Origin of the sequence: Leisingera sp. UBA4491, from assembly GCF_002388965.1 — a bacterium.
In the GTDB taxonomy this organism is placed as follows: domain Bacteria; phylum Pseudomonadota; class Alphaproteobacteria; order Rhodobacterales; family Rhodobacteraceae; genus Leisingera; species Leisingera aquaemixtae.
Genome location: NZ_DGNN01000016.1, coordinates 45,929 through 69,188 on the forward strand (window position 1 = coordinate 45,929; position 23,260 = coordinate 69,188).

General features: G+C 66.0%; 22 protein-coding genes, 1 other RNA gene and 1 riboswitch. Of the genes, 12 read left to right on the forward strand and 11 right to left on the reverse strand.

Going from position 1 to position 23,260, the window contains the following annotated elements; all coding sequences use genetic code 11:
- Nucleotides 1-287 precede the first annotated feature (287 nt).
- Complete coding sequence (locus B2P87_RS08045; protein ID WP_058285064.1) at nt 288-932, reverse strand: ribonuclease T2 family protein; 645 nt, start codon at nt 930-932, stop codon at nt 288-290.
- 144 nt (nt 933-1,076) lie between these two features.
- Between B2P87_RS08045 and B2P87_RS08050 the strand changes: the two genes are divergently transcribed.
- On the forward strand, nt 1,077-1,844 hold the full coding sequence (locus B2P87_RS08050; protein WP_141891169.1) for a DUF1013 domain-containing protein: 768 nt from the start codon (nt 1,077-1,079) through the stop codon (nt 1,842-1,844).
- 308 nt (nt 1,845-2,152) lie between these two features.
- Nucleotides 2,153-4,288: an ATP-binding protein gene (locus B2P87_RS08055; protein ID WP_141891168.1), complete on the forward strand. Its 2,136-nt coding sequence runs from the start codon at nt 2,153-2,155 to the stop codon at nt 4,286-4,288.
- Nucleotides 4,289-4,342: 54 nt separating this feature from the next.
- On the opposite strand, the gene recR is transcribed toward B2P87_RS08055, so the two are convergent.
- A complete protein-coding gene (recR, locus tag B2P87_RS08060; RefSeq protein ID WP_058285067.1) occupies nt 4,343-4,942 on the reverse strand; it encodes a recombination mediator RecR in 600 nt (199 codons plus the stop codon).
- A gap of 134 nt (nt 4,943-5,076) precedes the next feature.
- Here recR and B2P87_RS08065 point away from each other — a divergent pair, with 134 nt between their 5' ends.
- Nucleotides 5,077-5,580: a GNAT family N-acetyltransferase gene (locus B2P87_RS08065; RefSeq protein WP_141891167.1), complete on the forward strand. Its 504-nt coding sequence runs from the start codon at nt 5,077-5,079 to the stop codon at nt 5,578-5,580.
- A gap of 79 nt (nt 5,581-5,659) precedes the next feature.
- Here B2P87_RS08065 and B2P87_RS08070 read toward each other — a convergent pair whose 3' ends face one another.
- Genes B2P87_RS08070 through B2P87_RS08080 form a run of 3 tightly spaced genes read right to left on the reverse strand, consistent with a single transcriptional unit; the run spans nt 5,660 to nt 8,194 of the window.
- Nucleotides 5,660-6,004: a YbaB/EbfC family nucleoid-associated protein gene (locus B2P87_RS08070; RefSeq protein ID WP_008556296.1), complete on the reverse strand. Its 345-nt coding sequence runs from the start codon at nt 6,002-6,004 to the stop codon at nt 5,660-5,662.
- 10 nt (nt 6,005-6,014) lie between these two features.
- Entirely contained in the window at nt 6,015-6,413 is a 399-nt protein-coding gene (locus B2P87_RS08075; protein WP_141891166.1) for a hypothetical protein, read from the reverse strand.
- Nucleotides 6,389-8,194, reverse strand: a complete 1,806-nt coding sequence (locus tag B2P87_RS08080; RefSeq protein WP_141891165.1) for a DNA polymerase III subunit gamma/tau — start codon at nt 8,192-8,194, stop codon at nt 6,389-6,391. The genes B2P87_RS08075 and B2P87_RS08080 overlap by 25 nt, the downstream gene beginning before the upstream one ends.
- A 193-nt stretch (nt 8,195-8,387) precedes the next feature.
- Here B2P87_RS08080 and B2P87_RS08085 point away from each other — a divergent pair, with 193 nt between their 5' ends.
- Nucleotides 8,388-8,930, forward strand: a complete 543-nt coding sequence (locus B2P87_RS08085) for a protein-tyrosine phosphatase family protein (protein ID WP_058285072.1) — start codon at nt 8,388-8,390, stop codon at nt 8,928-8,930.
- Between the two features lie 130 nt (nt 8,931-9,060).
- Here B2P87_RS08085 and B2P87_RS08090 read toward each other — a convergent pair whose 3' ends face one another.
- Nucleotides 9,061-9,465, reverse strand: a complete 405-nt coding sequence (locus B2P87_RS08090) for a hypothetical protein (protein ID WP_141891164.1) — start codon at nt 9,463-9,465, stop codon at nt 9,061-9,063.
- 107 nt (nt 9,466-9,572) lie between these two features.
- Nucleotides 9,573-9,795: riboswitch (cobalamin riboswitch) on the reverse strand.
- A gap of 18 nt (nt 9,796-9,813) precedes the next feature.
- Nucleotides 9,814-10,422 carry a TetR/AcrR family transcriptional regulator gene (locus B2P87_RS08095; protein ID WP_141891163.1) on the reverse strand — a complete coding sequence of 203 codons (609 nt, stop codon included), beginning with the start codon at nt 10,420-10,422 and terminating at the stop codon, nt 9,814-9,816.
- A 70-nt stretch (nt 10,423-10,492) separates the two neighbouring features.
- On the opposite strand from B2P87_RS08095, the gene B2P87_RS08100 reads away from it, so the two are divergent.
- Complete coding sequence (locus B2P87_RS08100; protein WP_141891162.1) at nt 10,493-11,371, forward strand: serine aminopeptidase domain-containing protein; 879 nt, start codon at nt 10,493-10,495, stop codon at nt 11,369-11,371.
- A 24-nt stretch (nt 11,372-11,395) separates the two neighbouring features.
- Here B2P87_RS08100 and B2P87_RS08105 read toward each other — a convergent pair whose 3' ends face one another.
- Together B2P87_RS08105 and nudC are read right to left on the reverse strand one after the other, a co-directional pair.
- Nucleotides 11,396-11,863 (reverse strand): SRPBCC family protein, encoded by a 468-nt coding sequence (locus tag B2P87_RS08105; protein WP_141891161.1) that lies wholly within the window; start codon nt 11,861-11,863, stop codon nt 11,396-11,398.
- Nucleotides 11,864-11,915: 52 nt separating this feature from the next.
- Nucleotides 11,916-12,902, reverse strand: coding sequence for an NAD(+) diphosphatase (gene nudC, locus B2P87_RS08110; RefSeq protein WP_141891160.1), 987 nt, complete (start codon nt 12,900-12,902; stop codon nt 11,916-11,918).
- A gap of 334 nt (nt 12,903-13,236) precedes the next feature.
- Between nudC and B2P87_RS08115 the strand changes: the two genes are divergently transcribed.
- Nucleotides 13,237-15,093, forward strand: a complete 1,857-nt coding sequence (locus B2P87_RS08115) for a 5'-nucleotidase C-terminal domain-containing protein (protein WP_141891159.1) — start codon at nt 13,237-13,239, stop codon at nt 15,091-15,093.
- 63 nt (nt 15,094-15,156) lie between these two features.
- Nucleotides 15,157-15,255, forward strand: an RNA gene (gene ffs / locus B2P87_RS08120) — signal recognition particle sRNA small type.
- Between the two features lie 192 nt (nt 15,256-15,447).
- Here the strand turns inward: ffs and B2P87_RS08125 are convergent.
- Nucleotides 15,448-16,281: a prephenate dehydratase gene (locus tag B2P87_RS08125; protein WP_141891158.1), complete on the reverse strand. Its 834-nt coding sequence runs from the start codon at nt 16,279-16,281 to the stop codon at nt 15,448-15,450.
- A gap of 118 nt (nt 16,282-16,399) precedes the next feature.
- Between B2P87_RS08125 and B2P87_RS08130 the strand changes: the two genes are divergently transcribed.
- Entirely contained in the window at nt 16,400-16,906 is a 507-nt protein-coding gene (locus B2P87_RS08130) for a c-type cytochrome (protein WP_141891157.1), read from the forward strand.
- A gap of 85 nt (nt 16,907-16,991) precedes the next feature.
- On the opposite strand, the gene B2P87_RS08135 is transcribed toward B2P87_RS08130, so the two are convergent.
- The gene (locus tag B2P87_RS08135; protein ID WP_244270153.1) at nt 16,992-17,216 is read right to left on the reverse strand and encodes a DUF333 domain-containing protein; all 225 of its coding nucleotides are present in this window, start codon (nt 17,214-17,216) and stop codon (nt 16,992-16,994) included.
- Nucleotides 17,217-17,445: 229 nt separating this feature from the next.
- On the opposite strand from B2P87_RS08135, the gene B2P87_RS08140 reads away from it, so the two are divergent.
- The 4 genes from B2P87_RS08140 to B2P87_RS08155 all read left to right on the forward strand — a co-directional run bounded on the left by B2P87_RS08140 (nt 17,446) and on the right by B2P87_RS08155 (nt 23,260).
- A complete protein-coding gene (locus B2P87_RS08140) occupies nt 17,446-19,359 on the forward strand; it encodes an extracellular solute-binding protein (protein ID WP_141891156.1) in 1,914 nt (637 codons plus the stop codon).
- Between the two features lie 9 nt (nt 19,360-19,368).
- Entirely contained in the window at nt 19,369-20,454 is a 1,086-nt protein-coding gene (locus B2P87_RS08145) for a microcin C ABC transporter permease YejB (protein WP_141891155.1), read from the forward strand.
- A 3-nt stretch (nt 20,455-20,457) separates the two neighbouring features.
- The gene (locus B2P87_RS08150; protein ID WP_141891154.1) at nt 20,458-21,564 is read left to right on the forward strand and encodes an ABC transporter permease; all 1,107 of its coding nucleotides are present in this window, start codon (nt 20,458-20,460) and stop codon (nt 21,562-21,564) included.
- A gap of 100 nt (nt 21,565-21,664) precedes the next feature.
- On the forward strand, nt 21,665-23,260 hold the full coding sequence (locus B2P87_RS08155; RefSeq protein ID WP_141891153.1) for an ABC transporter ATP-binding protein: 1,596 nt from the start codon (nt 21,665-21,667) through the stop codon (nt 23,258-23,260).

The following is a 23,260-nucleotide window of genomic DNA, read 5'->3' on the forward strand; positions in this document are numbered from 1 at the left end:
CAAAACGGAAGTGCCGTTCAGGCAGGGCCGGGCGCGGCACGTGGGTTTATTGTAGCACGAAACGCGGCAAAGTCCGCTTCACAGCGCCTTTACTGCTGCGCGAGAAGAAGGCCGCCTTGCGGCGCCGGCCTCCGGCGGGAGTATTTGCGGAAAGATGAAACGGCGGCGGCTCAGGCCGCGTGCCCTGCAGCACTGCGGCGCCAGCTTCATCTTTCGCCGAAATATTCCGGGGTGAATTGGCCGAAAGGCCAAGAGGGGCAGCGCCCCTGCCTGGCCTGCACGCAGGGTCAGCGTACCGGCGCGAAGCGGGCGTTTTTCAGAGTGCAGTCCTTGATCGCATCGCGTCCGCAGGGGACAGGGGAGAGCGTTTTGGACAGGCAGATGCGGGCCTCCTGGATGGCGCCGTCCCGGCAGGTGATGGTCAGGCTGTCGCGCGACAGGGAGGGGTTCTCCTTCAGAAACGCATCTTCAACCACCGATGCGGGCAGGCTGACGGGTTTGTCCAGCTTGCGGAACACGGCGGGGCGGGTGACAGCGGCATAAGCCGCGCGCATCGCGCCGTAATAGTCCCGCGCGCTGAGGCCCGAGCAGGTGCCGTGTTTCTTCCACTGATGCCAGGCCAGGCCCGCGCTGCCCATGATGTCCGCCATCTCCCGGCTCATGGCGCGGCTCGGCGGCGCCTCAGCCGTGCGGCAATAGCTGGGCCAGCCGCGGTGGTACTGCGGCCAGAGCCCGTGCAGGGTCCATCCGTGATCGTGGCGGGCATCGCATTGGTCCGCGCCTTTGGCGTCGCCCTCCTGCGCGCACCAGTTCGGCGACCAGCTGAGCGCCAGCACGTAATAGTCGAACTCTCCCGCCGGCTCGCCCTCTGCCGCCGCAAGGGCGGCAAAACCGGTCAAAACAGCCGCCAAACCCAGCAATAACTTGCGCATTGGCCTCTTTCCTTATGAAATCAAGCTGACTATATAGGGCAGAAGTTCCCCGACAACGGAAACCTGCCCCGCCAGCCGGGGACGCCCTTTCAGGCGGCGGGAGAGATGTATCCGGGGATCAAGGTGTTTTAAGGAGATGAGCACATGGCAAAACCGTTGATGGCCAAGGCAACCGCCGTGTGGCTGGTGGACAATACCACGATCAGCTTCAAGCAGATCGCCGATTTCGTGGGCATGCACGAGCTGGAGATCCAGGGCATCGCCGACGGTGAAGTGGCGGTGGGCGTCAAGGGGTTTGACCCGGTGGCCAACAACCAGCTGACCCAGGACGAGATCGACAAGGCACAAGGCAACCCGCTGCACAAGCTGAAGCTCAAGTTCAACCCGGCGGCGGCCGGCGAGGAAAAGCGCCGCGGCCCGCGCTATACTCCGCTGTCCAAGCGCCAGGACCGCCCGAACTCGATCCTGTGGCTGGTCAAGTTCCACCCGGAGCTGAGCGACGGTCAGATCGCCAAGCTGGTGGGCACCACCAAGCCGACCATCCAGTCGATCCGCGAGCGGACCCACTGGAACATCGCCAACATGCAGCCGATCGACCCGGTGGCGCTGGGCCTGTGCAAGCAGTCCGAGCTGGACGCCGCGGTGCAGAAGGCGGCGGCCAAGAAAGCAGCCGAAGGCGGCGTTATGAGCGACGACGAGCGCCGCAAGCTGGTGTCCACCGAGCAGTCGCTGGAAATGGACGCGGAACCAAAGATTCCGAGCGCCATCGAAGGGCTGGAGACCTTCACCCTGGGCGGCGGCTCCTCCGATGAGGACGAGAAGAAGGAAGAGGATATCCGCGACGCCGACAGCTTCTTCAACCTGCCCTCAGGCGGCGACGACGAGGACGAGGACGAAGACTCCCGTCTCTGATCCTGCGGGGGCTCCGCGCCCCGGTTCGGGAAAATCATTAAAAAGCCGCAGATCCGGTGCTCCGGATTTGCGGCTTTTTCTGTTAGAATCGAGTCTCTAAGTTACAAGATGTTGACTATGCGCCGCCGATTTGCGCAGCATGATGTTGCGGGGCAATCGTGTTCCAGGTTGCCTGCGGTCAGTGAAGTCTGGGGGCGCCCTCGCCAAGAAGGGCGGTTTCCCACTGTGTCAGGGACGAATGTTAACGAGTGTTGCCAGCGGGCCGGTGCAGGACGCCAGCCTGCACGGGGATGGCAGGAGTACGGGATATGGACGCATCGGGGGTACCGCAGCTGGGGGACAGCTGCGGCTTGAATCTGGGGGCGCTGGCAGGCCTGCACGGGCTGGATTTCTGCCAGGAATTTGCGGGGCAGCTGGCCCGGGGAACGGGCGCGGATCTGGTGACCGTCGGCGAGCTGAGGGTCCGGGAGAGCCGGCGCATCAGGGTGCTGGCCAGCAGTTTCGACGGGCTGCCGCTGGGGGATTTCGAATACGCCATGCGCGGGGCGCCGTGCCGCGACGTGGTGCTGAGCGCTGCGCCGCAGGTACATCCTGGCCGGGTGCCGGAGCTGTATCCCGACGGCGGGATGTTCATCGAGGAAGGCCTGCGCAGCTATGCGGGGGTGGCCCTGAAGGACCCGGGCGGCGCGGCCTGCGGCCTGGTGCAGGCAGCCTGGCGCGAAAACATCGGCGACGGTTTGGCGCAGCAGGCGGTGGCGGTGATGCAGCAGTTTGCACCGCGGCTGGGCGCGGAGATTGCGGGCCTGCGGCGGCTGGCAGCCCTGGCGGCGCTGGCGGCGGGGCCGGGCAGCAGCTGTCCGCGGACGGCCGTGCGGCAGATTGCACAGGTGTTGCAGGGCGCGCTCCGGGTGCGGGGGGCTTTTGTTGCTGAATGCAGCGCGGGCAGGCCGGACCGAGGCCGGGTGGCGGCGTGCTGCATCGGCGGGCGGCTGGCGGATGCGGCTGAAGGCCGGGCTGTGCGCTATGATGCCGCCGGAGCGCGGCTGCCGAATGGCTGGGAGGCCGTTCAGCTGCCCGAGGGTCTGCGGCAGGCGCTGCCGCAACAGCCGCAGAACCGGGCTCGTTCCCTGCAATTCTGTTTTGGCTATCTGCTGCGGGATGCGGACGGCGCGGTGACGGGATGGCTTGGGCTGCTGCATGACCGCGGCATCGGGGCGGAGGCGCTGGAGCCGGATCTGACGGCGCTGATTGCCGCCCGCTGCGGCCAGGAGCTGCGCCGCTGCGCCGCCCGGCAGCGGCGCCAGCAGGCGGCGGCGGCACAGCTGGTCCGGCACAAGGCCGAGAGCCTGGGGCGGCTGGCGGGGGCCATCGCGCATGAGTACAACAACCTGCTGGCCTGGATGCAGGGCAGGGCTGAGCTGGCGATGGCGAATCTGGAGGCCGCGCATCCGGCGGAGCAGCATCTGCAGGCGGTGGAGCAGGGCCTGCGGGCCTCAGCCGGGCTGGTGCGGCAGCTGACAGGCTTTGTCAGGGGCGCCAGCGGTCCGGTGCCTGCGCCCTGTGATCTCAACGCTATCGTGCAAGAGGCGATGGAGCTGGTGCCCCTGGCGTGCCGGAAGGGCAAGGCGGTGGTGCTGGATCTGGCCGAAGGCGTGCAGGCGGCGCATCTGGACCCGGAGGAGGTGCGCGAGCTGCTGCTGAACCTGGTGCTGAACGCCGCGGAGGCCATCGGCCCAGGCGCGGGCACCATCACGGTAAAAACCCGGCGCACCTGCCTGGACGCCGCTGAGCGGCGGCGGCTGCTGAAGGGGCGCAGGATGGCGGCGGGCGACTGCCTGCTGCTGGAGGTTAGCGACACCGGCGGCGGCATGGGGCCGGACATGCTCACCCGGATCTTTGACCCGTTCTATACCACCAAGCCCGGCGGCCGCGGCCTGGGCATGGCAGTGGCGCTGGGCATCATCGGCCGCCATCAGGGCGGGCTGTCGGTGGAGAGCCGCGAAGGCGCGGGCAGTGTCATCCGCTGCTATTTCCCGGCTTGTGCGGCGGCAGCGGCGGCGGTGCCGCCGGCTGCGGCAGGGCGCGCTGCCGCGGTGCGGCGGATTCTGGTGGTGGATGACGAGGACACCGTGCGCCGCGCGGTGGCGGGGCTGCTGCAGCTGCGCGGCTGCGAGGTGGCGCAGGCAGACGGGTATGACGCGGCGCTGGCCCTGCTGGACGCGAAGGGGCCGTTTGACGGTGCGGTGATCGACATGAGCATGCCGGGGCGCGGCGGCTGGGAAACGCTGGCGGGCCTGCGGGCGGCGCAGCCCGGCTTGATGGCTGTGATGATGAGCGGTTTTGCGATCAGCGCGGCGGCGGCCGGGTTTCCGGACCTTGCGGATGTGCAGGTGCTGGACAAGCCCTTCACCAAGGAAAAGCTGTACAAGGCGCTGTTCCGTTAAAGGGTGGGCTGATCCGCAGTGCCGTGGTGCTGCGGGCAGGACGCTCCCGCGCCGTCAGATTTCCTTGCGCGCGCTGAGAGCCGCGGAGATGGTGCCGTCGTCCAGGTAATCCAGCTCGCCGCCGATCGGCACCCCTTGCGCCAGCGAGGTCAGTTTCACCTGCCCCTGCAGCTGGTCGGCGATGTAATGGGCGGTGGTCTGGCCGTCGATGGTGGCATTCAAGGCCAGGATCACCTCGCTGACGCCTTCGGTGGCGACCCGGTCCACCAGCCGGGGAATGCGCAGATCCTCCGGCCCCACCGCATCCAGCGCCGACAGGGTGCCGCCCAGCACATGGTAGCGGCCCTTGAACACGCCCGCGCGCTCCATCGCCCAGAGGTCGGCGACATCCTCGACCACGCACAGCTCGCCGTTGGCGCGCCGTTCGTCGGTGCAGATCGGGCAGATCTCGCTGGTGCCGGCATTGCCGCAGTTGAGGCATTCGCGCGCCGTTGCCGCCACCTCGCTCATCACGTCGGCCAGGGGCGTCAGCAGCAGTGCCCGCTTGCGGATCAGATGCAGCACCGCGCGCCGGGCCGAGCGCGGCCCCAGCCCCGGCAGCTTGGCCATCAGGGCAATCAGGTCTTCGATTTCGCTGGTGGAGTTCTTGATCATGCCGCGGGCCCTTTTCTTCCCAGCCATATAGGCTGATCGGGGCAGGGAAGCGCAAGGGCCGGGCAGGAAAATGTTCGGGGTTTGTTTTTCCGCGGGCCGGGTCTATGCCCTGGCATGACTGAGGGAGGGGCGGCATGGAAAACGGTGTATCGCGGGAGGATAACGGGGTCCGGCAGCTGCGGTTTGCCCGGCTGACGGAGGTGCCGCCGCAGGAGATTGCCCGCCATATGAGCGACCTGCGGATGGCAGAGCATATGCCGCTGCTGACAGGGGCCTGGGACGCCGCCGCTGCCAGGGATTTCGTGGCCGCGAAGGAATCCTGCTGGCGGCGCGACGGGCTGGGCCATTGGGCGTTTCTGCGCGGCGAGGATTACCTCGGCTGGGGCGGGTTTCAGAAAGAAGGAGCCGAGTGGGATTTCGGTCTGGTGCTGCGGGCGGATTGTTTTGGACTGGGGCCGGCCATTGCCCGCAAGGCGCTGGCGTTTGCCCGCCAGGATCCGCGTATCCCCTTTGTCACCTTCCTGCTGCCGCCGACGCGGCGCCACATGCGCCCGCTGGCGCGGCTGGGCGCGGTTCAGACCGGGGAAGTCCAGTACCAGGGGCAGCGGTTCCTGAAGTTCCGGCTGGAGACGCGGTGAGGCGGGCCTGTACAGGCAAAAGAAAAGGCGGCTCCGGGTCGTCGCCGGGCCGCCTTTTGCAAAGGGATATCTGTGCCGCTTAGAACGGCAGCTTGATGTCCTTGGGCAAGCCCATGCTTTCGGTCAGCTTGGTCATCTCTTCCTGCGCTTTCTCGGCCGCTTTGGCCTGAGCGTCCTTGATCGCGGCCAGGATCAGGTCCTCGACCACTTCCTTGTCGTCGCCGTTGAAGATCGACGGGTCGATGTCCAAGCCTTTCAGGTCGCCCTTGGCGGACGCGGTTGCCTTGACCAGGCCTGCGCCGGCCTCGCCGGTCACCATGACGTTGTGCAGGTCTTCCTGCATCTGCGCCATCTTGGTCTGCAGTTCCTGTGCCGATTTCATCATCTTGGCCATGTCGCCAAGACCGCCGAGGCCTTTAAGCATCTGTGTTCTCCTAAGTGCGGGGGCGCAGGGCGCCGTAAGTCATGCCCGCACATATCGCAATTGCGAGCGCAATGAACAAGTGGGGGGAGGCTGTGCAGTCCTGGATTATGCCGAGGACGTTCTTATCGTCAAAGAAAAGCTCATGATTATCGACGGCTATGACGAATGCCAGAACGCCCCAAAACGCGCCCGCGAGTGCAAACGGCAGGCGCTTTCTGCTGTACAGCGCGAATCCGGCAAGGGCGAAAAGGGTCAATGCAACAGGCTTGACCGAGAGCCGCAGAAGCACTTCCCACGCGCTGTCGATGGTTTCGTCCGGTGCAAAGCAGGTGTTGGCGAAGGCGGCCGCCGGCAAGGTGAGCGAGAGGGCCGTCAGGCAAACCGTTACTCTTCCTCGAACGGATCCCATTCATCCTCCACCTCGGGCAGGGCGTCGGCGGCAACTTCGGCGGCCAGTTCCTCCGGCGTGCGGATGCGGGTGATCTTGGCCTTGGGGAAGCTTTCCAGCACCGCTTGCACTAGCGGATGCGCGGTGGCCTTCTCGCGCAGGGCGTTCTCGGCGGCGTCGCGGATTTCGGCAATGGTGGGGGCGTCGCCATCCGGCGCGATGGAGACCACCCAGCGGGCGCCGGTCCAGTTCTGCAGCGCGGAACCAAGCCGGGCAGCCAGATCCCGCGGCGCCTGTGCCGAAGGGGTGAATTCGATCCGGCCAGGCTGGTAAGAGACCAGCCGCACGCCGGTTTCGACCTCGACCAGCAGTTTCACATCGCGGTTGGTGCGGATCAGTTCGACCACATGCTCAAAACTCGGGTAGCGGGCCAGCGCGGAGCTGACCTGCGGCGCCAGCGCCATCACCGTGCCGCCGCCGCCACGGGCTATTGGTGCGCCGTCGGCCGGACCGCCTTGGGCGCTGGCGGGCGCGGTGCCGCCAAGCGCCGGAGCGCCCATGCCCTGCATCGGCGCACCGCCGCCGGGCCCGGATGGCGGCAGCGGCGGGGGCGGGGTGTCCTGCAGTTTGCGGATCAGTTCCTCGGGCGAGGGGAGGTCGGCCACATGGGTGATGCGGATCACCGCCATTTCCGCCGCCATCATCGCGTTCGGGGCGGCGGCGACTTCCTCCAGCGCTTTCAGCAGCATTTGCCACATGCGGGTGAGGACGCGCATCGGCAGCGCGCCGGCCATCGCCTGCCCGCGGGCACGCTCATCCGGGCTGACGGTGGGGTCTTCTGCCGCATCGGGGGTGATTTTGACGACCGACACCCAATGGGTGATCTCCGCCAGATCGCGCAGCACCGCCAGCGGGTCGGCGCCCTCGGCGTATTGCGCGCTGAGTTCGGTCAGCGCCGCCGCCGCATCGCCACGCAGGATCATGTCCATCAGGTCCAGCACCCGGCCGCGGTCGGCCAGGCCCAGCATGGCGCGGACCTGATCGGCGGTGGTCTCGCCGGCGCCGTGGGAAATCGCCTGATCCAACAGCGAGGTCGCATCGCGGGCAGAGCCCTCGGCGGCGCGGGTGATGAGCGCCAGCGCGTCGTCGGCAATCTGGGCGCCCTCAGCCGTTGCGATCTTGCGCAAGAGGGCAATCATCACCTCCGGCTCGATCCGGCGCAGGTCGAAGCGCTGGCAGCGGGACAGCACTGTCACCGGCACCTTGCGGATTTCGGTTGTGGCGAAGATGAACTTCACATGCGCAGGCGGCTCCTCCAGCGTCTTCAGCAGCGCGTTAAATGCGCTGGTCGACAGCATGTGGACCTCGTCGATGATGTAGATCTTGTAGCGGGCGGAGGCGGCGCGGTACTGCACCGAGTCGATGATCTCGCGGATGTCGTTGACGCCGGTGCGGCTGGCGGCGTCCATCTCCATCACGTCCACATGGCGGCCTTCCATGATCGCCGTGCAGTGCTCGCATTTGCCGCAAGGATCGGTGGTGGGGCCGCCCTGGCCGTCCTCGCCGACGCAGTTCATGCCCTTGGCGATGATCCGCGCGGTGGTGGTTTTGCCGGTGCCGCGGATGCCGGTCATGATGAAGGCCTGGGCGATGCGGTCGGCGGCGAAGGCGTTTTTCAGCGTCCGCACCATGGCGTCCTGGCCCACCAGATCGGCAAAGGTCTCGGGCCGGTACTTGCGGGCCAGAACCTGATACTGGGATTGGCCGGTGCCGCCGGTGGTGCCGCTGGGGATGTCGTTCATGATCTCTCGTGCCGGATTCGGATTGCGGGCGCCCCGCGTTGCGCGCAGGGTATTGAACCGCAGCCCGTTCGTCCACCGCAGAAGGGCGCAATCCAGGGCCGCAAAAGGGCTTTGGCATTGCGCGGTTAACGGCTAGGCTGCTGGGGCGGGGCAACGCGGGGGACAGCAGGAGCGCAGCGGCTAAGGAGGCGGTATGCGATCTGAAGAAACCTCTGAACCAGCAGCGCCGGACACGGCGGCGCCGGTCGGGCTGACCATCCACGCGCTGTCTGCGGGCGGCGGTATTCTGGCGCTGTGCCGGCTTCCCGGCGCGGAGGGCGATTACCGGGGCGACCTGATCCAGATCTATCAATGGAAGCCGGGGCTGGTGTTTTCAATGACCACCGAGGCCGAGCACGTGGCCGCCGGTGCGCCACGGCTGGGGGTGGATATCCAGAGCATGGCCTGCCGCTGGGTGCATCTGCCGGTGCCGGATTTCCAGGTGCCGCCGCCGGCGGTGGCGGCGAAATGGCCTGCGGCCAGCCAGTCGGCGCGGCAGGCGCTGGCGGGCGGCGGCCGGGTGCTGGTGCATTGCCGGGGCGGCTGCGGGCGGTCCGGCATGGCGGTGCTGCGGCTGATGATCGAATGCGGCGAGGATCCAGCGCTGGCGCTAACGCGGCTGCGGGCGGTCAGGCCCTGTGCGGTGGAGACCGAGGCGCAGCTGGATTGGGCCTGCGCGGGGCAGGTGGCAGGTTAGATCGCAGGGTCATCCAAATTGACTTTCGCCCGGCCGATAGGCCGGGCTGCAACCGGGCTTCCGCAAGGGAGGGCGCATTCGCCCCCTCACAGGCTTGGGCGCAGCCCTTAGAGCATAGATAATTTTGTGCTCAAAACGCCATCATCTGCTCAGCCTGCCGCGCCTCCGCGGTTTTCGGCAGCGCTTCCATCAGCGCGCAGGGGCGGGCGTCCAGTTTTGACGCCGCAAAGCCGGTGCCGTCGCGGTTGAGGATGGCATCGGCAAAACGGTCGAGGCCCTCGCGCGGGACGTCCTCGCCAACGCCGCAGAACAGGCGGATCCGGTCGTGGCTGGCCACGAACTGCGCCGGGCAATTGCGCGGGCAGCCGTCCAGCGCAGTGGTGCCGGTGATCTCGAAATCCTCCTGGGTCAGGGGCTTGGCCTTGGTCATCGCCTCGGCCAGCTTGCCGATCATCCGCTCTGCGGCGGGGCAGGGGCGCCCCAGATACTTGCAATCCGTTGCCGCATAGAAATGCGTTGTGTCCGTCCACATCATATTTGCGCCCTCCGCGCGTGGTGCGGGGGGCAGAAGACAAGAGACCGGATGAGAAAGCGGGAGTCCCGCGGTGCCATCAGACCCTGTCCGGACACCCCGCCCGGGTTCGAGTTTCACATTCGATGGCAGGTCTCCTGACTTGCGGGTCGTCGCTGTCCCGATCCTTCCCGGCCTCTTTACGGGCCAGTGGCTCTATCGGGGTCGCTCGCCGCTTACAGTTGCGGGGGCAGTCGCGGAATTGGCCTTGCCTGGGGCGGGGCCGCACCGTGTTCCCTTTTCATCCCGGACACAAGATTCTGTGGCACGGGAACCATCACCACAAGCGGTAGCGGTTGGTTCCGTGAGTCGTCAATCGGTTTTCTGCGGCGGCATTTGCATCTGGGTGTGCAGGGCACGGATCACATCCGAGTCGCGCCGCACCCGCGCCAGCTGCCAGCCGCCCTGCAGCAGAATATAGAAATTCTCCGCCGCTGCGCGCGCCTCCTCCTGCGGCAGGCCCAGGCGCTGGGCGTGGCGGGCGGTGGCGGCGATCCAGCTTTCGAACAGATCCGCGGCGTGCTGGCGGAAGGCGTTGTTCTCCGGCCCGGCGAACAGGGTTGCAGAGACCGGGCATCCGCTCCACTTGCCTTGCTTGTCAAAGAGTTTTGCCAGTTTGTAGCAGACCGTCTTGGCCCCGGCCCGAAAGCTGGGCGCCGGGGCGAAGGCGGCGTCGATCAGTGCCAGCATTTGGTCCGAGGCCCAGGTGGACGCCGCCAGCGCAAGGTCGGATTTGCCGTTGGGGAAATGGTGGTAGAGCGAGCCCTTGGGCGCCCCGGCTGCGGCCAGAAGCTCCGCCAGCCCGGTGCCGTTGTAGCCCTTGTTGCGGAACAGTTCGGCCGCAGCGCGGATCAGCCGGTCCCGGGTCGGGGCCGGAGCCTGGCTGCTGGCAGGCGGGCTGGCTGTCGTCACGTCAGTCATGGCGGCAGCTTGACAGCATTAGACCAATTGGTCCAGTCAGGAAGTGGACCAATTGGTCTAGGAGGCTGCCATGCTGGACAGACACGCAGAACATACCGCCGGTATCCGGGAGGAAGCGCTGCGCTTTGCGTCCGGGGAGGCCGTGCTGGCGGGGCGGCTGTACCATCCGGGCGGGACGGCGCGGGCGGCGGTGGTGCTGAACGGCGCAACCGGGGTGCCGCAGCGGTTTTACCGGCATTTTGCGCGCTGGCTGGCAGCGGAGCAGCAGATTGCCTGCCTGACCTTTGACTACACGGATTCCGGGGACTCGGCGCGGGGACATCCGCGCCGGTCCAAGATCACAATGGCCGATTGGGCGCTGGCGGATCAGCCTGCTGCCCGGGCCGAAATGCGGCGGCACTATGCGGGCGTGCCGTTGTGGGTGATCGGCCATTCGCTGGGGGCGATGCTGATGCCCCTGCAGAATGATCTTGAGGACGTCGCCCGCATGATCGTGGTTGCGGGCGGCTTGGTGCATCACCACGATCATCCCTGGCCCTACCGTGCGCTGGCACTGGCTTTCTGGTTCGGCCATGTGCCGCTGGCGGTCCGTGCCCTGGGGTATCTTCCCGGGCGTGCGGTGGGGTTCGGGGCCGATTTGCCGGCGGGGGTTTACTGGCAATGGCGGCGCTGGTGCACCACCCGGGGCAGCTATCTGCCGGAGACCGGCCAAAGCCTGCCGCTGCCCCGCTGGGCAGAGACCGGCATCCCGGTGGATTTGTTTGCGCTGGCAGATGACGACGTCGTGCCGCCGCCGGCCGTTTGGCGGCTGGGCGAGGTTTTTGGCGGCGCAAACCAGCGCCGCACGGTTCTGGCGCCGCAGGATCTGGGGCTGAAGGCAATCGGCCATCTGGGCGCGTTTGCCCGCGAGAATGCCGCGCTGTGGCCGCGGCTGCTGCCGCAGCCCTGACCTGTTGCGGCGCGGCGCAGCGGCTTAGGCGGTGCGTTTCAGCCGCTCTTCGCTGAATTTGGCGAATTCCGCCAGCCGCAGCTTGAACCGGCTGGTCAGCTTGCTGCGCGCAAGCTTCAGCGACTGCACCAGCAGGCGGCCGGTCAGATTGGTGGGTGACAGCTCCAGCTGTACCGCCATCCGCGTCCGCTGCGGCGACAGCGCCAGCAGTTCGATCTCCATCCGGCCGTCGATGCCGCTGCCGCTGCCGGTCAGGGCCAGCCCGGTCTCCGGCGTATAGGACGCCAGCGTCAGCCGGATCTCGCGCGGCTTGCCGCGGAAGCTGAAATTCAGATCCCAGGCCAGCCCGCTCTCAGGCTGTGAGAGGTCGCCGGTGCGCTGCAGCTCGACGCCGCGGCGCAGGGCGGAGCGCTCCATCAGCTCAAAATCGGAGATTGCGCCGAACACCTCTGCAATCGGGGCTTCGATATCTTCTTTGCTTTTTATCTTCATGTCTGCCTGCCTCAGCTGCGCCGTCCGGCTGCGGTTTGGGGCAATATGCGCCCTAGTCCAGCGTGTCCGCAAGCCAGTTCTTCAGCAGGAAATGGGCAATCGCCCCTTCCCGCGCGGGCTTCAGCACCGGGTGTTCGCCTGCAAAGACGGTCATCATCTCCTGGCGGCTGACCCACAGCGCGTCTTCGATCTCGGACGGGTCGATGGTGATGCCGCGGCTCAGCGCCTCGCCTGCGCAGCCGAACATCAGCGACATCGGAAAGGCCCAGGGTTGCGAGGAGAGGTAGCTGACGCGGCCGACTTTGACGCCGGTTTCCTCCAGCACCTCGCGGCGCACCGCGGCCTCCAGCGTCTCGCCGGGTTCGACAAAGCCTGCGAGCAGCGAATACATCCCTTCGGGCCAGCCGGGCGAGCGGCCCATCAGCACTGAATCGCCATGGGTGATCAGCATGATCACAACCGGATCGGTGCGCGGGAAATGCGGTGCCTTGCAGGCCGGGCAGATGCGCTGCCAGCCTGCTTGCGCCACATCGCTCGGCGCACCGCAGCAGGCGCAGAACCGGTGGCTGCGGTGCCAGGCCAGCATCGCCTTGGCGGTGGAGGCCAGCTCGGCCTCCAGCGGCGTCAGGCGGGTCATCACCCGGCGCAGCTCGGCAAACACATGGGCGGGCGGCAGATCCGGGTGCTGCTGTTCGCTGGCATCGGCAAAGCTGTTGAGCGCGTCCGGGTCCAGTCCTTCGGGCTGCCAGCCGCTGAGATCGCAGGCAAAGCAGGGGGCGCCGCCGGGGGTGAGGCCAAGGAACAGCGCCGTGTCCCGGCGGCTGGCGGCCAGCGGATGGTCCGGCGCGGTCCAGGCCAGGCCGCAGGGCAGGTTTGCGTCTTCTGCGCGCCGGGCCAGTGGTTTGCCGCGCCACATCAGCAGCACCTGGGTCTGCGGGCTGGTCCAGGCGGCGTCCAGCGCTGCCGCGTCGGTGCGCAGATGCGCGGCGCGGTCCAGCCCGCCGCCGCCGCCGAAAGTCACCTGTTCTGCGCGTTTCATGGCGGCTCTCCTTTGGCTGGCGGCAGGACGCCGTGGCTGCCGGGTGAAATGATGCAATCCATGACAGTGTGCCGCAGGCGGTGCCAGCATTCCGCTGCGATCTGCGCTTGCCTGTCGCTGCACCGCCACACCTGCCCGGCCGCCGCGGGGGCTATTGCCAGCAAACCATGGTGCAACCGAGCCGCAGCGCATGGGCGGGCGGAAAAAGTTAACAGAGTGCTTAAAGGAGTTATTGCAAATCCTTAAATCGCTGATTCAAATAGCCGCTAATCAAGAATGGCGCCGAATGGTGCGACAGGAGCGGCGGGCAGGCGGTGTCAGCAGAGATTCGGACATGACAGGCGGGGCAGGGGCTCCGGAGACCCGGCCCGCTGGGGTACTGCGCGTGCTGGCGACCACGGACCTGCACTGCAACCTGCTGAGCCACGATTACTATGCCGACCGTCCGGATCCGGCCATTGGCCTGTCCCGGGTGGCCAGCCTGATCCGCCGGGCGCGGGCCGAGGCGGCGGAACAGGGCGCGGCCTGCATCCTGGTCGACAATGGCGACGGTCTGCAGGGGTCGCCGCTGGGGGACATCGTGCCCGGTGCCCCGGGGCCGCATCCGCTAGCGCGGGCCTTTCAGGTGCTGGAATATGACGCGGCGGGCCTGGGCAATCACGACTTTGACTTTGGCCTTGCGGCGCTGGCGGGGGTGCTGCGGGACATGCCGTGCCCGGTGCTGTGCTCCAACCTGACCGCCGTGCAGGCGGAAATTGACCTGCCTTTTGCGAATACGGCGGTGCTGGAGCGGCAGATCCCAGGCTGCCCCGGGCTGCCGCCGGTGCGGATCGGGCTGCTGTCGGTGCTGCCGCCGCAGACGCTGATCTGGTGCGGCCGGGCGCTGGAGGTTCAACTGGCCGCAACGGGCATCGTGGAGACCGCCGAGGGGGAGGCCCGGCGGCTGAGGGAGCAGGGCTGCGATCTGGTGCTGGCGCTGGCGCACACCGGGATTGCTGCCGGGACCGGTGCGGACAGCAGCGAGAACGCGCTGGAGCAGCTGGCGGCACTGCCCGGGATTGACGCGGTGGTGGGCGGCCATACCCATCTGACGCTGCCTGGACCGGAGCACGCCTTTGCCAAACCGGTGGTGATGCCGGGGGCGCATGGATCGCATCTGGGGGTGATCAGCCTGGAGCTGGAGTACGGCGATGCGGGCTGGCGGCCCGCCGGCGGCAGCGCCAGCCTGCGGCCGGTGGCGCAGACGGGGCGCTCCGGTGCTGCTGTGCCGCTGACGGAGGAGGAGCCAAGCTTCACCCGGGCGCTGGCCGCGGATCATGCCCGCACCCTGGAGCGGATGCGGCAGCCTGCGGGCTACAGCCCGGTAGCGATGCATTCCTATTTCACCTTCTTTGCGCCCGACCGGGGGCTCGCGCTGGTCGCCAGCGCCCAGGCGGCTGCGGTGCGGCCGCTGCTGCGGGGCACCGCGGCGGAAGCCCTGCCGCTGCTGTCTGCGGCGGCACCCTGCAAGTTCGGCGGCCGCTCCGGCCCTCACTATTATACCGACATCGCAGCCGGGGAGCTGTGCGCCCGAAATATTGCCGATCTGCAGGTGTTCCCGAACGAGCTGCGGGTGGTTGCGGTCACCGGCGCGCAGTTGCGGGAGTGGCTGGAGATGTCGGCAGGGCTGTTCAACCGGATCGCGCCCGGCAGCCGCGGCACATTGCTGGCCGATCCGCAGCGGGCGGGGCACCACTTCGATGTGATCTTCGGGCTGACCTATCAGATCTGCCTGTCGCAGCCGCCGCGCTATTCCGCTAGCGGAGAGTGCATCAATCCCTCGGCGCAGCGGATCCTGGATCTCAGCTGGAACGGCCGTTCGGTGGCACCGGAGCAGCGCTTTGCGGTTGCCGCCAACAGTTACCGGGTCAGCGGCGGCGGCAGCTTCCGGATGCTGCACGCGGCGGAGGAGCTGCCGCTGGCGCCGATGCGGATCCGCCAGGCGGTGCGCGACTATATCGCCGGGCAGCTGCCTGCGGACCCGCTGGCGGAGGCGCCCTATCCCTGGCAGCTGGCGCCGATGCCCGGCACCAGCGCGGTGGCTGTGACCGGGCCGGGCGCGGCTGCTCACCTGGACGAGCTGCCCGCCGGTCTGGCAGAGCCGCGCGGCTTCGGCAGCGGCGGCTTCTGGGAGATTGAACTGAACCTTTGAGCCTGTGACCGCAGGCCGGGCACGGCCCTTGCCAATCCCGGCGGCGGTCCTTATATCGGGATTCGAGAGGTTGGCGCGGGCAGGCGCCTCGCCAACCTGGTCAGGTCCGGAAGGAAGCAGCCACAACGAGCCCCGCTTGGGTCGATGTCCAGCCTCTCACTTTACTCCCCCGCACAGAATGCAGAACGGGATGCCTCCCGCCCGCTTCGGAGCAATCAAAGATTGCTCCGCCGCCGTTGGGCCCGGCGCCGCGCTGCCGCGCGGCGGGGTCCGCTGCTTCATCTGGCTGAAAATATCCTGGGGTGAATTGGCCGTGAGGCCAAAAGGGGCAAAGCCCCTCAGCCTTTTTTGCGCTCAGAACCGGCCGTTGTCGGCGGGGTAGACGCCGACGATTTCCACATTGGTGGTGAAATAGCTTAGCTCATCCATCGCCAGCTGCACATTGGCATCATCCGGGTGGCCTTCGATGTCGGCATAGAACTGGGTGGCGGTGAACGACCCGTCGACCATATAGCTCTCCAGCTTGGTCATGTTGATGCCATTGGTGGCGAAGCCGCCCATCGCCTTATACAGCGCCGCCGGGATGTTGCGCACCTGAAAGACAAAGCTGGTGATCATGTTGTGGGCGCCGCGGCGGGTGTAATCAATATCTTTCGCCATGATCAGGAAGCGGGTGGTGTTGTCGCCGTTGTCCTCGATATGGCGGGCCAGCACGTCCAGCCCGTAGATCTCGCCCGCCAGCTCGCTCGCCAGCGCGGCAGAGTGGATGTCGCCGGCTTCGGCCACGTCACGGGCGGCGCGGGCATTGTCGGGGCTGACGCGGCCCCGGATGCCATGCTCGCGCAGGAAGCTGGCGCATTGCGGCAGCAGCACCAGGTGCGAATGCGCCTCGCGGATGTCTTCCAGCTTGGCCCCCGGCACTGCCAGCAGGTTGATATGCACCCGCACAAACGCCTCGTCGACGATGTGCAGCCCGCTGTGCGGCAAGAGCCGGTGGCTGTCGGCGACACGGCCATAAGTGGAGTTCTCCACCGGCAGCATTGCCTGTTCCGCCTCGCCGCTGCGCACGGCCTCCAGAATGTCCTCGAACGTGCGGCAGGGCAGCACCTCCATGCCGGGGCGGGCAATGCGGCAAGCCTCGTGGCTATAGGAGCCAAGCTCCCCCTGAATGGCGATTTTGCGGCTCATGGGTGTGTTCCCCGTGCAAAACTTCAAGATTTGGGCGTTTCGTCGCGCTGTCTATACCTTGCCACTTGCAAGGGGAAGCCTTAGACACCCCAGCAGACAGCTAAATGGACTCGCGATCATGTTTGACACGATGACCCTCACCAAAGCGACCGCAGGCGTCTGCGGCGCGTTCCTGGTATTCCTTCTGGGCAAATGGGGCGCAGAAGTACTGTATCACATGGACAGCCACGGTGAGGCTTCCTATGTGATCGAAGTTGCCACCGACGATGGCGCCGGCAGCGATGAGCCGGAAGTCAGCTTTGCAGAGCTGATGGCCACCGCCGACCCCGCCAAAGGCGCCAAGGTGTTCAAGAAATGCTCCGCCTGCCACAAGCTGGCAGATGGCGCCAACGCAACCGGCCCGTATCTGTACGGCGTGGTTGGCCGCGACATCGCCGCCGCGGCGGGCTTTGGCTATTCCGGCGCACTGACCAGCCTCGAAGGCGCCTGGACCCCGGAAGAACTGGACGCGTTTCTGGCCAAGCCGTCGGCCTATGCCTCCGGCACCACCATGTCGTTCTCCGGCCTGAAGAAGCAGAGCGACCGGGTGGATCTTATCGCTTATCTGGACAGCCTGGACGACTGATCCGGACCGCTGTCCCAGCTATCCACAAAAAGAAGCCGCTGCGATTTGCAGCGGCTTTTTTCGCGCCTGGCAGGGCGGGGCTGGCTCAGGCCGGGTTGTTTTCCCGGTAATAGGCCAGCGCATCGCGCTCCTGGCCGTCGGGCAGAATGCAGACGCCGATCGTGCCGGACTTGCCGCTGCGCAGCACGTACTGGCCGCCGGCCTGCACGCAATAGGCCTCTTCCGGGCTGGTATAGACCACTTCCTCTTCCTGCTGGGCGCAGGCGCTGAGCGCGGCGGCTCCGGCAACCGCAAGAGCAGCAAATTTCATTGATTTCAGCATCGGCAGACTCCCTCGTTCTTTAACGCAATTGTGATATGAGGCTGGCAGGTAATTTTATTTCGCGCAAGCGCGGGCGCGCGCAGGTCATTGTTTCGGCTGCTTTATGCCCAGAACACTTTGCCAATCACCCAATCTCAACTTGAATGTTACCGCCCCCGGACATTAGCTTGAGGGCAGAAATCCGGGCCGAAGTTCCGGGCAAAGGAGGTCATGGCAGATGAAAACCGCTCGAGCTGCGGCACGCGTGCGCGTGAAAGACAGGGCGAACCCGCTGCAGGCCGCGGCGGCGCTGGCCTTGGGGTTCGTTCTGGCACTGGCGGCGGCCACGCTGGCCAAGGCGGAAGAAGCCGTCATCAAGAGCCACGGCTTCGCCGAATTCGGTGAGCTGAAATACCCGGAAGGCTTTGCCCGTTTCGATTACGTGAACCCGGAGGCGCCCAAGGGCGGCGAGCTGTCGATCTCTGCCGTCGGCACGTTTGACAGCATGAACCCCTTCACCCGCAAGGGGCGGGCCGGGGCGCTGTCTTCGGACCATTTCGAAAGCCTGCTGGTGGAATCCTATGATGAGCCGGGCTCCTACTACGGGCTGATCGCCGAGAGCCTGGAATACCCCGAGAGCCAGGACTGGGTGATCTTCAACCTGCGGCCTGAAGCAAAGTTTTCCGACGGCACCCCGGTCACTGCCGATGACGTGGTGTTTTCCCACAACATCCTGCTGGACCAGGGGCTGAAATCCTATGCCGAGGCGGTGCGCAAACGCATTCCCAAGGCCGAGGCCCTGGACCCGCACCGGGTGAAGTTCCATTTCAGCCCGGACTTCCCGCGCCGGGCGATGATCACCCAGGTGGGCGGCACGCCGGTGTTCTCCAAGGCCTGGTTCGAGGCCGACCCGGAGAACCGCCGCCTGGATGAGCCGCGGCTGGATCCGGGCATCGGCTCCGGCCCCTACATGCTGGAAAGCGCCGAGGTGAACCAGCGCATCACCTACAAGCGGAACCCCGTTTATTGGGGCGCGGACCTGAACGTGAATGCGGGCCGCCACAACTATGACCGCATCCGGGTGGAGTATTTCGGCGACGCGATTGCCGCGATGGAAGGGTTCAAGGCGGGGGTCTATACCCTGCGGCCGGAAAACAACTCCAAGAGCTGGGCAACCGCCTATGATTTTGCCGCGGTGGAAAAGGGCCAGGTGGTCAAGGGTGAAATCCCCGACGGCAACGTGCCGGCCGCGAACGGGTTTGTGATGAACCTGCTCAAACCCAAGTTCCAGGACATCCGCTTGCGCGAGGCGCTGCAGCTGGCGTTCAACTTCGAATGGACCAACGATAGCCTGCAATACGGGCTGTTCCGCCACCGCTCGTCCTTCTGGCAGGATTCTCCGCTTGCGGCGAAGGGCCTGCCTGAGGGGCGTGAGAAAGAGGTTCTGGAGGCGCTGGGAGATCAGATCGACCCGTCGATCCTGACCTCGGAACCGGTGATGGCGCATAGCTCCAAGGCGTCGCGGCCCGGCGACCGCAAGAACCTGCGCCGGGCGATGAAGCTGCTGGAAGAGGCCGGCTGGACGGTTGGCGATGACGGGGTGCGCCGCAACGCCGAAGGCAAAGTGCTGAAGGTCGAGTTCCTGGCCGACAGCCCGACCATCGAGCGGATCGTGCAGCCCTATATCAGCAACCTGCGCTCCATGGGGGTGGATGCGGTGCTGAACCGGGTGGACTACGCCCAATACACCAGCCGCCGCCGGGAGAAGGAGTTCGACATGATCTCCCATGCCTATCCGATGTCGCTGGAGCCCTCGACTGGTCTCTATCAGTACTTCGGCTCCGAGGCGCATGAGTATTCCGTGTTCAACCCGGCAGGTCTGGCCGATCCGGCAGTGGATACGCTGATCGGCAATATCGTCAACGCCACCACCCAGGAGGAGCTGCGCGCCAACGCCCGCGCGCTGGACCGGGTGCTGCGCGCCAAGCGGTTCATGGTCCCGACCTGGTATCTGGACGTGAATTGGATCGCCTATTGGGACATGTACCGCCACCCGGAAAATCTGCCGCCGTATAACACGGGGATGCTGGATCTGTGGTGGATCGACGCCGCCCGGGAGGCCGAACTTAAGGCCGCTGGCGCTCTGCGGTAAGACACAGACATGGCAGCTTATATCTTCCGACGCCTGCTTTTGGTGATACCGACGCTGTTCGGCATCCTGCTGGTGAATTTTGCCCTGGTGCAGTTTGTGCCCGGCGGCCCCGTGGAGCAGATCATCGCCCAGCTTGAAGGCGGCGGCGACGTGTTTGAGGGCTTTGCCGGCGGCGGCGGCGACGCTGGCACCGAGGCGATCAGCGCCAATGAGAACTATGCCGGCCGCCAGGGCCTGCCGCCGGAGCTGATCAAGGAACTGGAGCAGCAGTTCGGCCTCGACAAGCCGCCCCTGGAGCGGTTTCTGACGATGCTGTGGAACTATGTGCAGTTCGACTTCGGCGAGAGCTATTTCCGCAAGATCGACGTGACAGACCTGGTGCTGGAAAAGATGCCGGTGTCGATTTCGCTGGGCCTGTGGTCGACGGTGATCGCCTATCTGATCTCGATCCCGATGGGCATCCGCAAGGCGCTGGGGGACGGTTCGCGCTTTGACACCTGGACCAGCGGCGTGATCATTGCCGCCTATGCGATCCCGTCCTTCCTGTTTGCCATCATGCTGCTGGTGCTGTTTGCCGGCGGCTCCTACTGGCAGATCTTCCCGCTGCGCGGGCTGACGTCGGACAATTGGGAACAGCTGAGCCTGCTGAGCAAGATCGGCGATTACTTCTGGCATATCGCGCTGCCGGTGCTGGCCTCGACCATCGGCGCCTTTGCGACGCTGACATTGCTGACCAAGAACTCCTTCCTGGATGAGATCAAGAAGCAATACGTGATGACAGCGCGCGCCAAGGGCCTGAGCGAGAACCGGGTGCTGTACGGCCATGTGTTCCGCAACGCGATGCTGATCGTGATCGCGGGCTTCCCGTCAGTGTTCATCGGCATCTTCTTCTCCGGCTCGCTGATCATCGAGACGATCTTCTCGCTCGACGGCTTGGGGCGGCTGGGGTTCGAGGCCGCGGTGGCGCGGGATTACCCGGTGATCTTCGGCACGCTGTTCATCTTCGGCCTGATGAGCCTGGTGGTCGGCATCATCTCCGACCTGATGTATGTGCTGGTCGATCCGCGCATCGACTTTGAAAAGCGGGAGGGCTGAGGAATGGCGCTTTCCCCGCTGAACCAGCGCCGCTGGAACAATTTCCGCAAAAACAAGCGTGCCTTCTGGTCGCTGATCATCTTTTCGGTGCTGTTCACGCTATCGCTGTTTGCCGAGTTCATCGCAAACGACAAGCCGATCCTCGTAAGCTACCGTGGCGAGCTTTACACGCCGGTCTTCAAGTTCTACCCGGAGACCCAATTCGGCGGTGACTTCCGGACCGAGGCGATTTACAGTGACCCGGAAGTGGAATGCCTGATCCGCTCCGGCGGGATCGAGGACTGCTTTGATGAGCCTGAAGTGATCCTTGAGGAGATTGCTACAGGCACCTATGCCGCCGATGGGTTCGAGGAAGGCTGGACCCTCTGGCCGCCGATCCCCTACAGCTTCAACACCACCGTCGACCGCCCCGGCGCGGCACCGCTGCCGCCCAATGGCCAGAACCTTTTGGGCACAGATGACACCAAGCGCGATGTGCTGGCGCGGGTGATCCACGGCTTCCGCCTGTCGATCCTGTTCACCCTGATCGTGACCGGCGCCGCCACGGTGCTGGGCATCCTCGCCGGCGCGGTGCAGGGGTATTTCGGCGGCTGGCTGGATCTGGTGTTCCAGCGCATCATCGAGATCTGGAGCTCCACTCCGACGCTTTATGTGATCATCATTATGTTTGCGATCCTGGGGCGCAGTTTCTGGCTGCTGGTGTTCCTGATGGTGCTGTTCGGCTGGACCGCGCTGGTGGGGGTGGTGCGGGCCGAGTTCCTGCGTGCCCGGAACCTGGAATACGTCCGCGCGGCCAAGGCGCTGGGGGTCGGTAACATGACCATCATGTTCCGCCACATGCTGCCCAATGCGATGGTGGCGACGTTGACCATGCTGCCGTTTATCGTGACCGGCACCATATCTGCGCTGGCGGGGCTGGACTTCCTCGGCTTCGGCCTGCCGTCCTCGGCGCCCAGCTTGGGCGAGCTGACGCTGCAGGCCAAGCAGAACCTGGAGGCACCCTGGCTGGCCTTCACCGCCTTCTTCACCTTCGCGATCATGCTGTCGCTGCTGGTGTTCATCTTTGAGGGCGTGCGGGATGCGTTCGATCCGAGGAAGACGTTTTCATGATTGAGAAAAATACCAGGGTTGCGCCTGCCGGGGGGCAGGCAGGCGCGACCCGGGCCGCAAGCGGCCCGGGTTTTGAGCGGCGTGCCAGAGGCAAAACATAATGAGCAACACACCCAAAGCCCCCCTCCTGAACGTTAAAGACCTCCGCGTCTCCTTCCGGCAGGACGGCAAGATCACCCCGGCCGTGCGCGGCGTGTCCTTCTCGGTGGGCCGCGGCGAGACCGTGGCGCTGGTGGGCGAGTCGGGCTCCGGCAAATCGGTCTCGGCGCTGTCCACAGTCTCTCTGCTGGGCGACAGCGCCATCGTCGAAGGCTCCGTCACCTATGACGGCACCGAGATGGTCGGGGCCAGTGAAAAGCACCTGATGCGGGTGCGCGGCAATGACATCAGCTTCATCTTCCAGGAGCCGATGACCTCTCTCAACCCGCTGCACACCATCGAACGGCAGCTTGAGGAGTCGCTGGCGCTGCACCAAGGCCTGACCGGCAAAGCGGCGCGGGTGCGTATCCTGGAACTGATGGACAAGGTCGGCATCCGCGATGCGGAAAGCCGGCTCAACGCCTATCCGCATCAGCTGTCGGGCGGACAGCGGCAGCGGGTGATGATCGCCATGGCGCTCGCCAACAAGCCCGACATTCTGATTGCGGACGAGCCGACCACGGCGCTGGACGTGACCATCCAGGCGCAGATCCTCGACCTCCTGGCGGAGCTGAAGGAAAGCGAGGGCATGGGGCTGCTGTTCATCACCCACGACCTTGGCATCGTGCGCCGCATTGCCGACCGGGTCTGCGTGATGAAAGACGGCGAGATTGTCGAGGAAGGCCCGGCGGCGGAGATCTTTGCCGCCCCAAAACACCCCTATACGCAGAAACTGCTGGCCGCCGAACCGTCCGGGACCCCGCCGCCGGTGCCGCAGGGCGCCGAAGAGCTGGTTGCGACCCGTGATCTCAAGGTCTGGTTCCCGATCCAGCGGGGGCTGCTGAAACGCACTGTGGGCCATGTGAAGGCGGTGAACCCGGTGACGGTTTCTGTCCGCGCGGGCGAGACGCTGGGGATCGTGGGTGAAAGCGGCTCCGGCAAGACCACGCTGGCGCTGGCGATCATGCGGCTGATCGGCTCTGAAGGGCAGGTCACCTTTCAGGGCCAGGACCTGCGTAAATGGTCGACCCGCGACCTGCGCAAATTGCGCAAGGATATGCAGATTGTGTTTCAGGATCCGTTCGGCTCGCTCAGCCCGCGGATGACCTGCGCCCAGATCATCGCGGAGGGGCTGGCGATCCACAAGGTGGACCAGCACCGCGACACCCGCGAACTGGTGGCCGAGGTGATGCGCGAGGTGGGGCTGGACCCGGCGGCAATGGACCGTTACCCGCATGAGTTCTCCGGCGGCCAGCGCCAGCGCATCGCCATTGCCCGCGCCATGGTGCTGCGGCCCAAGCTGGTGGTGCTGGATGAGCCGACCTCGGCGCTGGACATGACGGTACAGGTGCAGATTGTCGAACTGCTGCGCGATCTGCAGGCACGCTACGGGCTGGCGTATCTGTTCATCAGCCATGACCTGAATGTGGTGCGGGCAATGTCGCACAGCGTGCTGGTGATGAACCAGGGCGATGTGGTCGAAGCCGGGCCTGCAGATGCCCTGTTCCGCAACCCGCAGCAGGACTATACCAGAAGGCTTTTGGCCGCCGCCGGATAA

What these genes read in the sequence shown, in the direction of transcription:
- B2P87_RS08045 (WP_058285064.1), bottom strand. Translation starts at nt 932, where the DNA reads ATGCGCAAGTTATTGCTGGGTTTGGCGGCTGTTTTGACCGGTTTTGCC.
- B2P87_RS08050 (WP_141891169.1), top strand. Translation starts at nt 1,077, where the DNA reads ATGGCAAAACCGTTGATGGCCAAGGCAACCGCCGTGTGGCTGGTGGAC.
- B2P87_RS08055 (WP_141891168.1), top strand. Translation starts at nt 2,153, where the DNA reads ATGGACGCATCGGGGGTACCGCAGCTGGGGGACAGCTGCGGCTTGAAT.
- recR (WP_058285067.1), bottom strand. Translation starts at nt 4,942, where the DNA reads ATGATCAAGAACTCCACCAGCGAAATCGAAGACCTGATTGCCCTGATG.
- B2P87_RS08065 (WP_141891167.1), top strand. Translation starts at nt 5,077, where the DNA reads ATGGAAAACGGTGTATCGCGGGAGGATAACGGGGTCCGGCAGCTGCGG.
- B2P87_RS08070 (WP_008556296.1), bottom strand. Translation starts at nt 6,004, where the DNA reads ATGCTTAAAGGCCTCGGCGGTCTTGGCGACATGGCCAAGATGATGAAA.
- B2P87_RS08075 (WP_141891166.1), bottom strand. Translation starts at nt 6,413, where the DNA reads ATGGGATCCGTTCGAGGAAGAGTAACGGTTTGCCTGACGGCCCTCTCG.
- B2P87_RS08080 (WP_141891165.1), bottom strand. Translation starts at nt 8,194, where the DNA reads ATGAACGACATCCCCAGCGGCACCACCGGCGGCACCGGCCAATCCCAG.
- B2P87_RS08085 (WP_058285072.1), top strand. Translation starts at nt 8,388, where the DNA reads ATGCGATCTGAAGAAACCTCTGAACCAGCAGCGCCGGACACGGCGGCG.
- B2P87_RS08090 (WP_141891164.1), bottom strand. Translation starts at nt 9,465, where the DNA reads ATGATGTGGACGGACACAACGCATTTCTATGCGGCAACGGATTGCAAG.
- B2P87_RS08095 (WP_141891163.1), bottom strand. Translation starts at nt 10,422, where the DNA reads ATGACTGACGTGACGACAGCCAGCCCGCCTGCCAGCAGCCAGGCTCCG.
- B2P87_RS08100 (WP_141891162.1), top strand. Translation starts at nt 10,493, where the DNA reads ATGCTGGACAGACACGCAGAACATACCGCCGGTATCCGGGAGGAAGCG.
- B2P87_RS08105 (WP_141891161.1), bottom strand. Translation starts at nt 11,863, where the DNA reads ATGAAGATAAAAAGCAAAGAAGATATCGAAGCCCCGATTGCAGAGGTG.
- nudC (WP_141891160.1), bottom strand. Translation starts at nt 12,902, where the DNA reads ATGAAACGCGCAGAACAGGTGACTTTCGGCGGCGGCGGCGGGCTGGAC.
- B2P87_RS08115 (WP_141891159.1), top strand. Translation starts at nt 13,237, where the DNA reads ATGACAGGCGGGGCAGGGGCTCCGGAGACCCGGCCCGCTGGGGTACTG.
- B2P87_RS08125 (WP_141891158.1), bottom strand. Translation starts at nt 16,281, where the DNA reads ATGAGCCGCAAAATCGCCATTCAGGGGGAGCTTGGCTCCTATAGCCAC.
- B2P87_RS08130 (WP_141891157.1), top strand. Translation starts at nt 16,400, where the DNA reads ATGTTTGACACGATGACCCTCACCAAAGCGACCGCAGGCGTCTGCGGC.
- B2P87_RS08135 (WP_244270153.1), bottom strand. Translation starts at nt 17,216, where the DNA reads ATGAAATTTGCTGCTCTTGCGGTTGCCGGAGCCGCCGCGCTCAGCGCC.
- B2P87_RS08140 (WP_141891156.1), top strand. Translation starts at nt 17,446, where the DNA reads ATGAAAACCGCTCGAGCTGCGGCACGCGTGCGCGTGAAAGACAGGGCG.
- B2P87_RS08145 (WP_141891155.1), top strand. Translation starts at nt 19,369, where the DNA reads ATGGCAGCTTATATCTTCCGACGCCTGCTTTTGGTGATACCGACGCTG.
- B2P87_RS08150 (WP_141891154.1), top strand. Translation starts at nt 20,458, where the DNA reads ATGGCGCTTTCCCCGCTGAACCAGCGCCGCTGGAACAATTTCCGCAAA.
- B2P87_RS08155 (WP_141891153.1), top strand. Translation starts at nt 21,665, where the DNA reads ATGAGCAACACACCCAAAGCCCCCCTCCTGAACGTTAAAGACCTCCGC.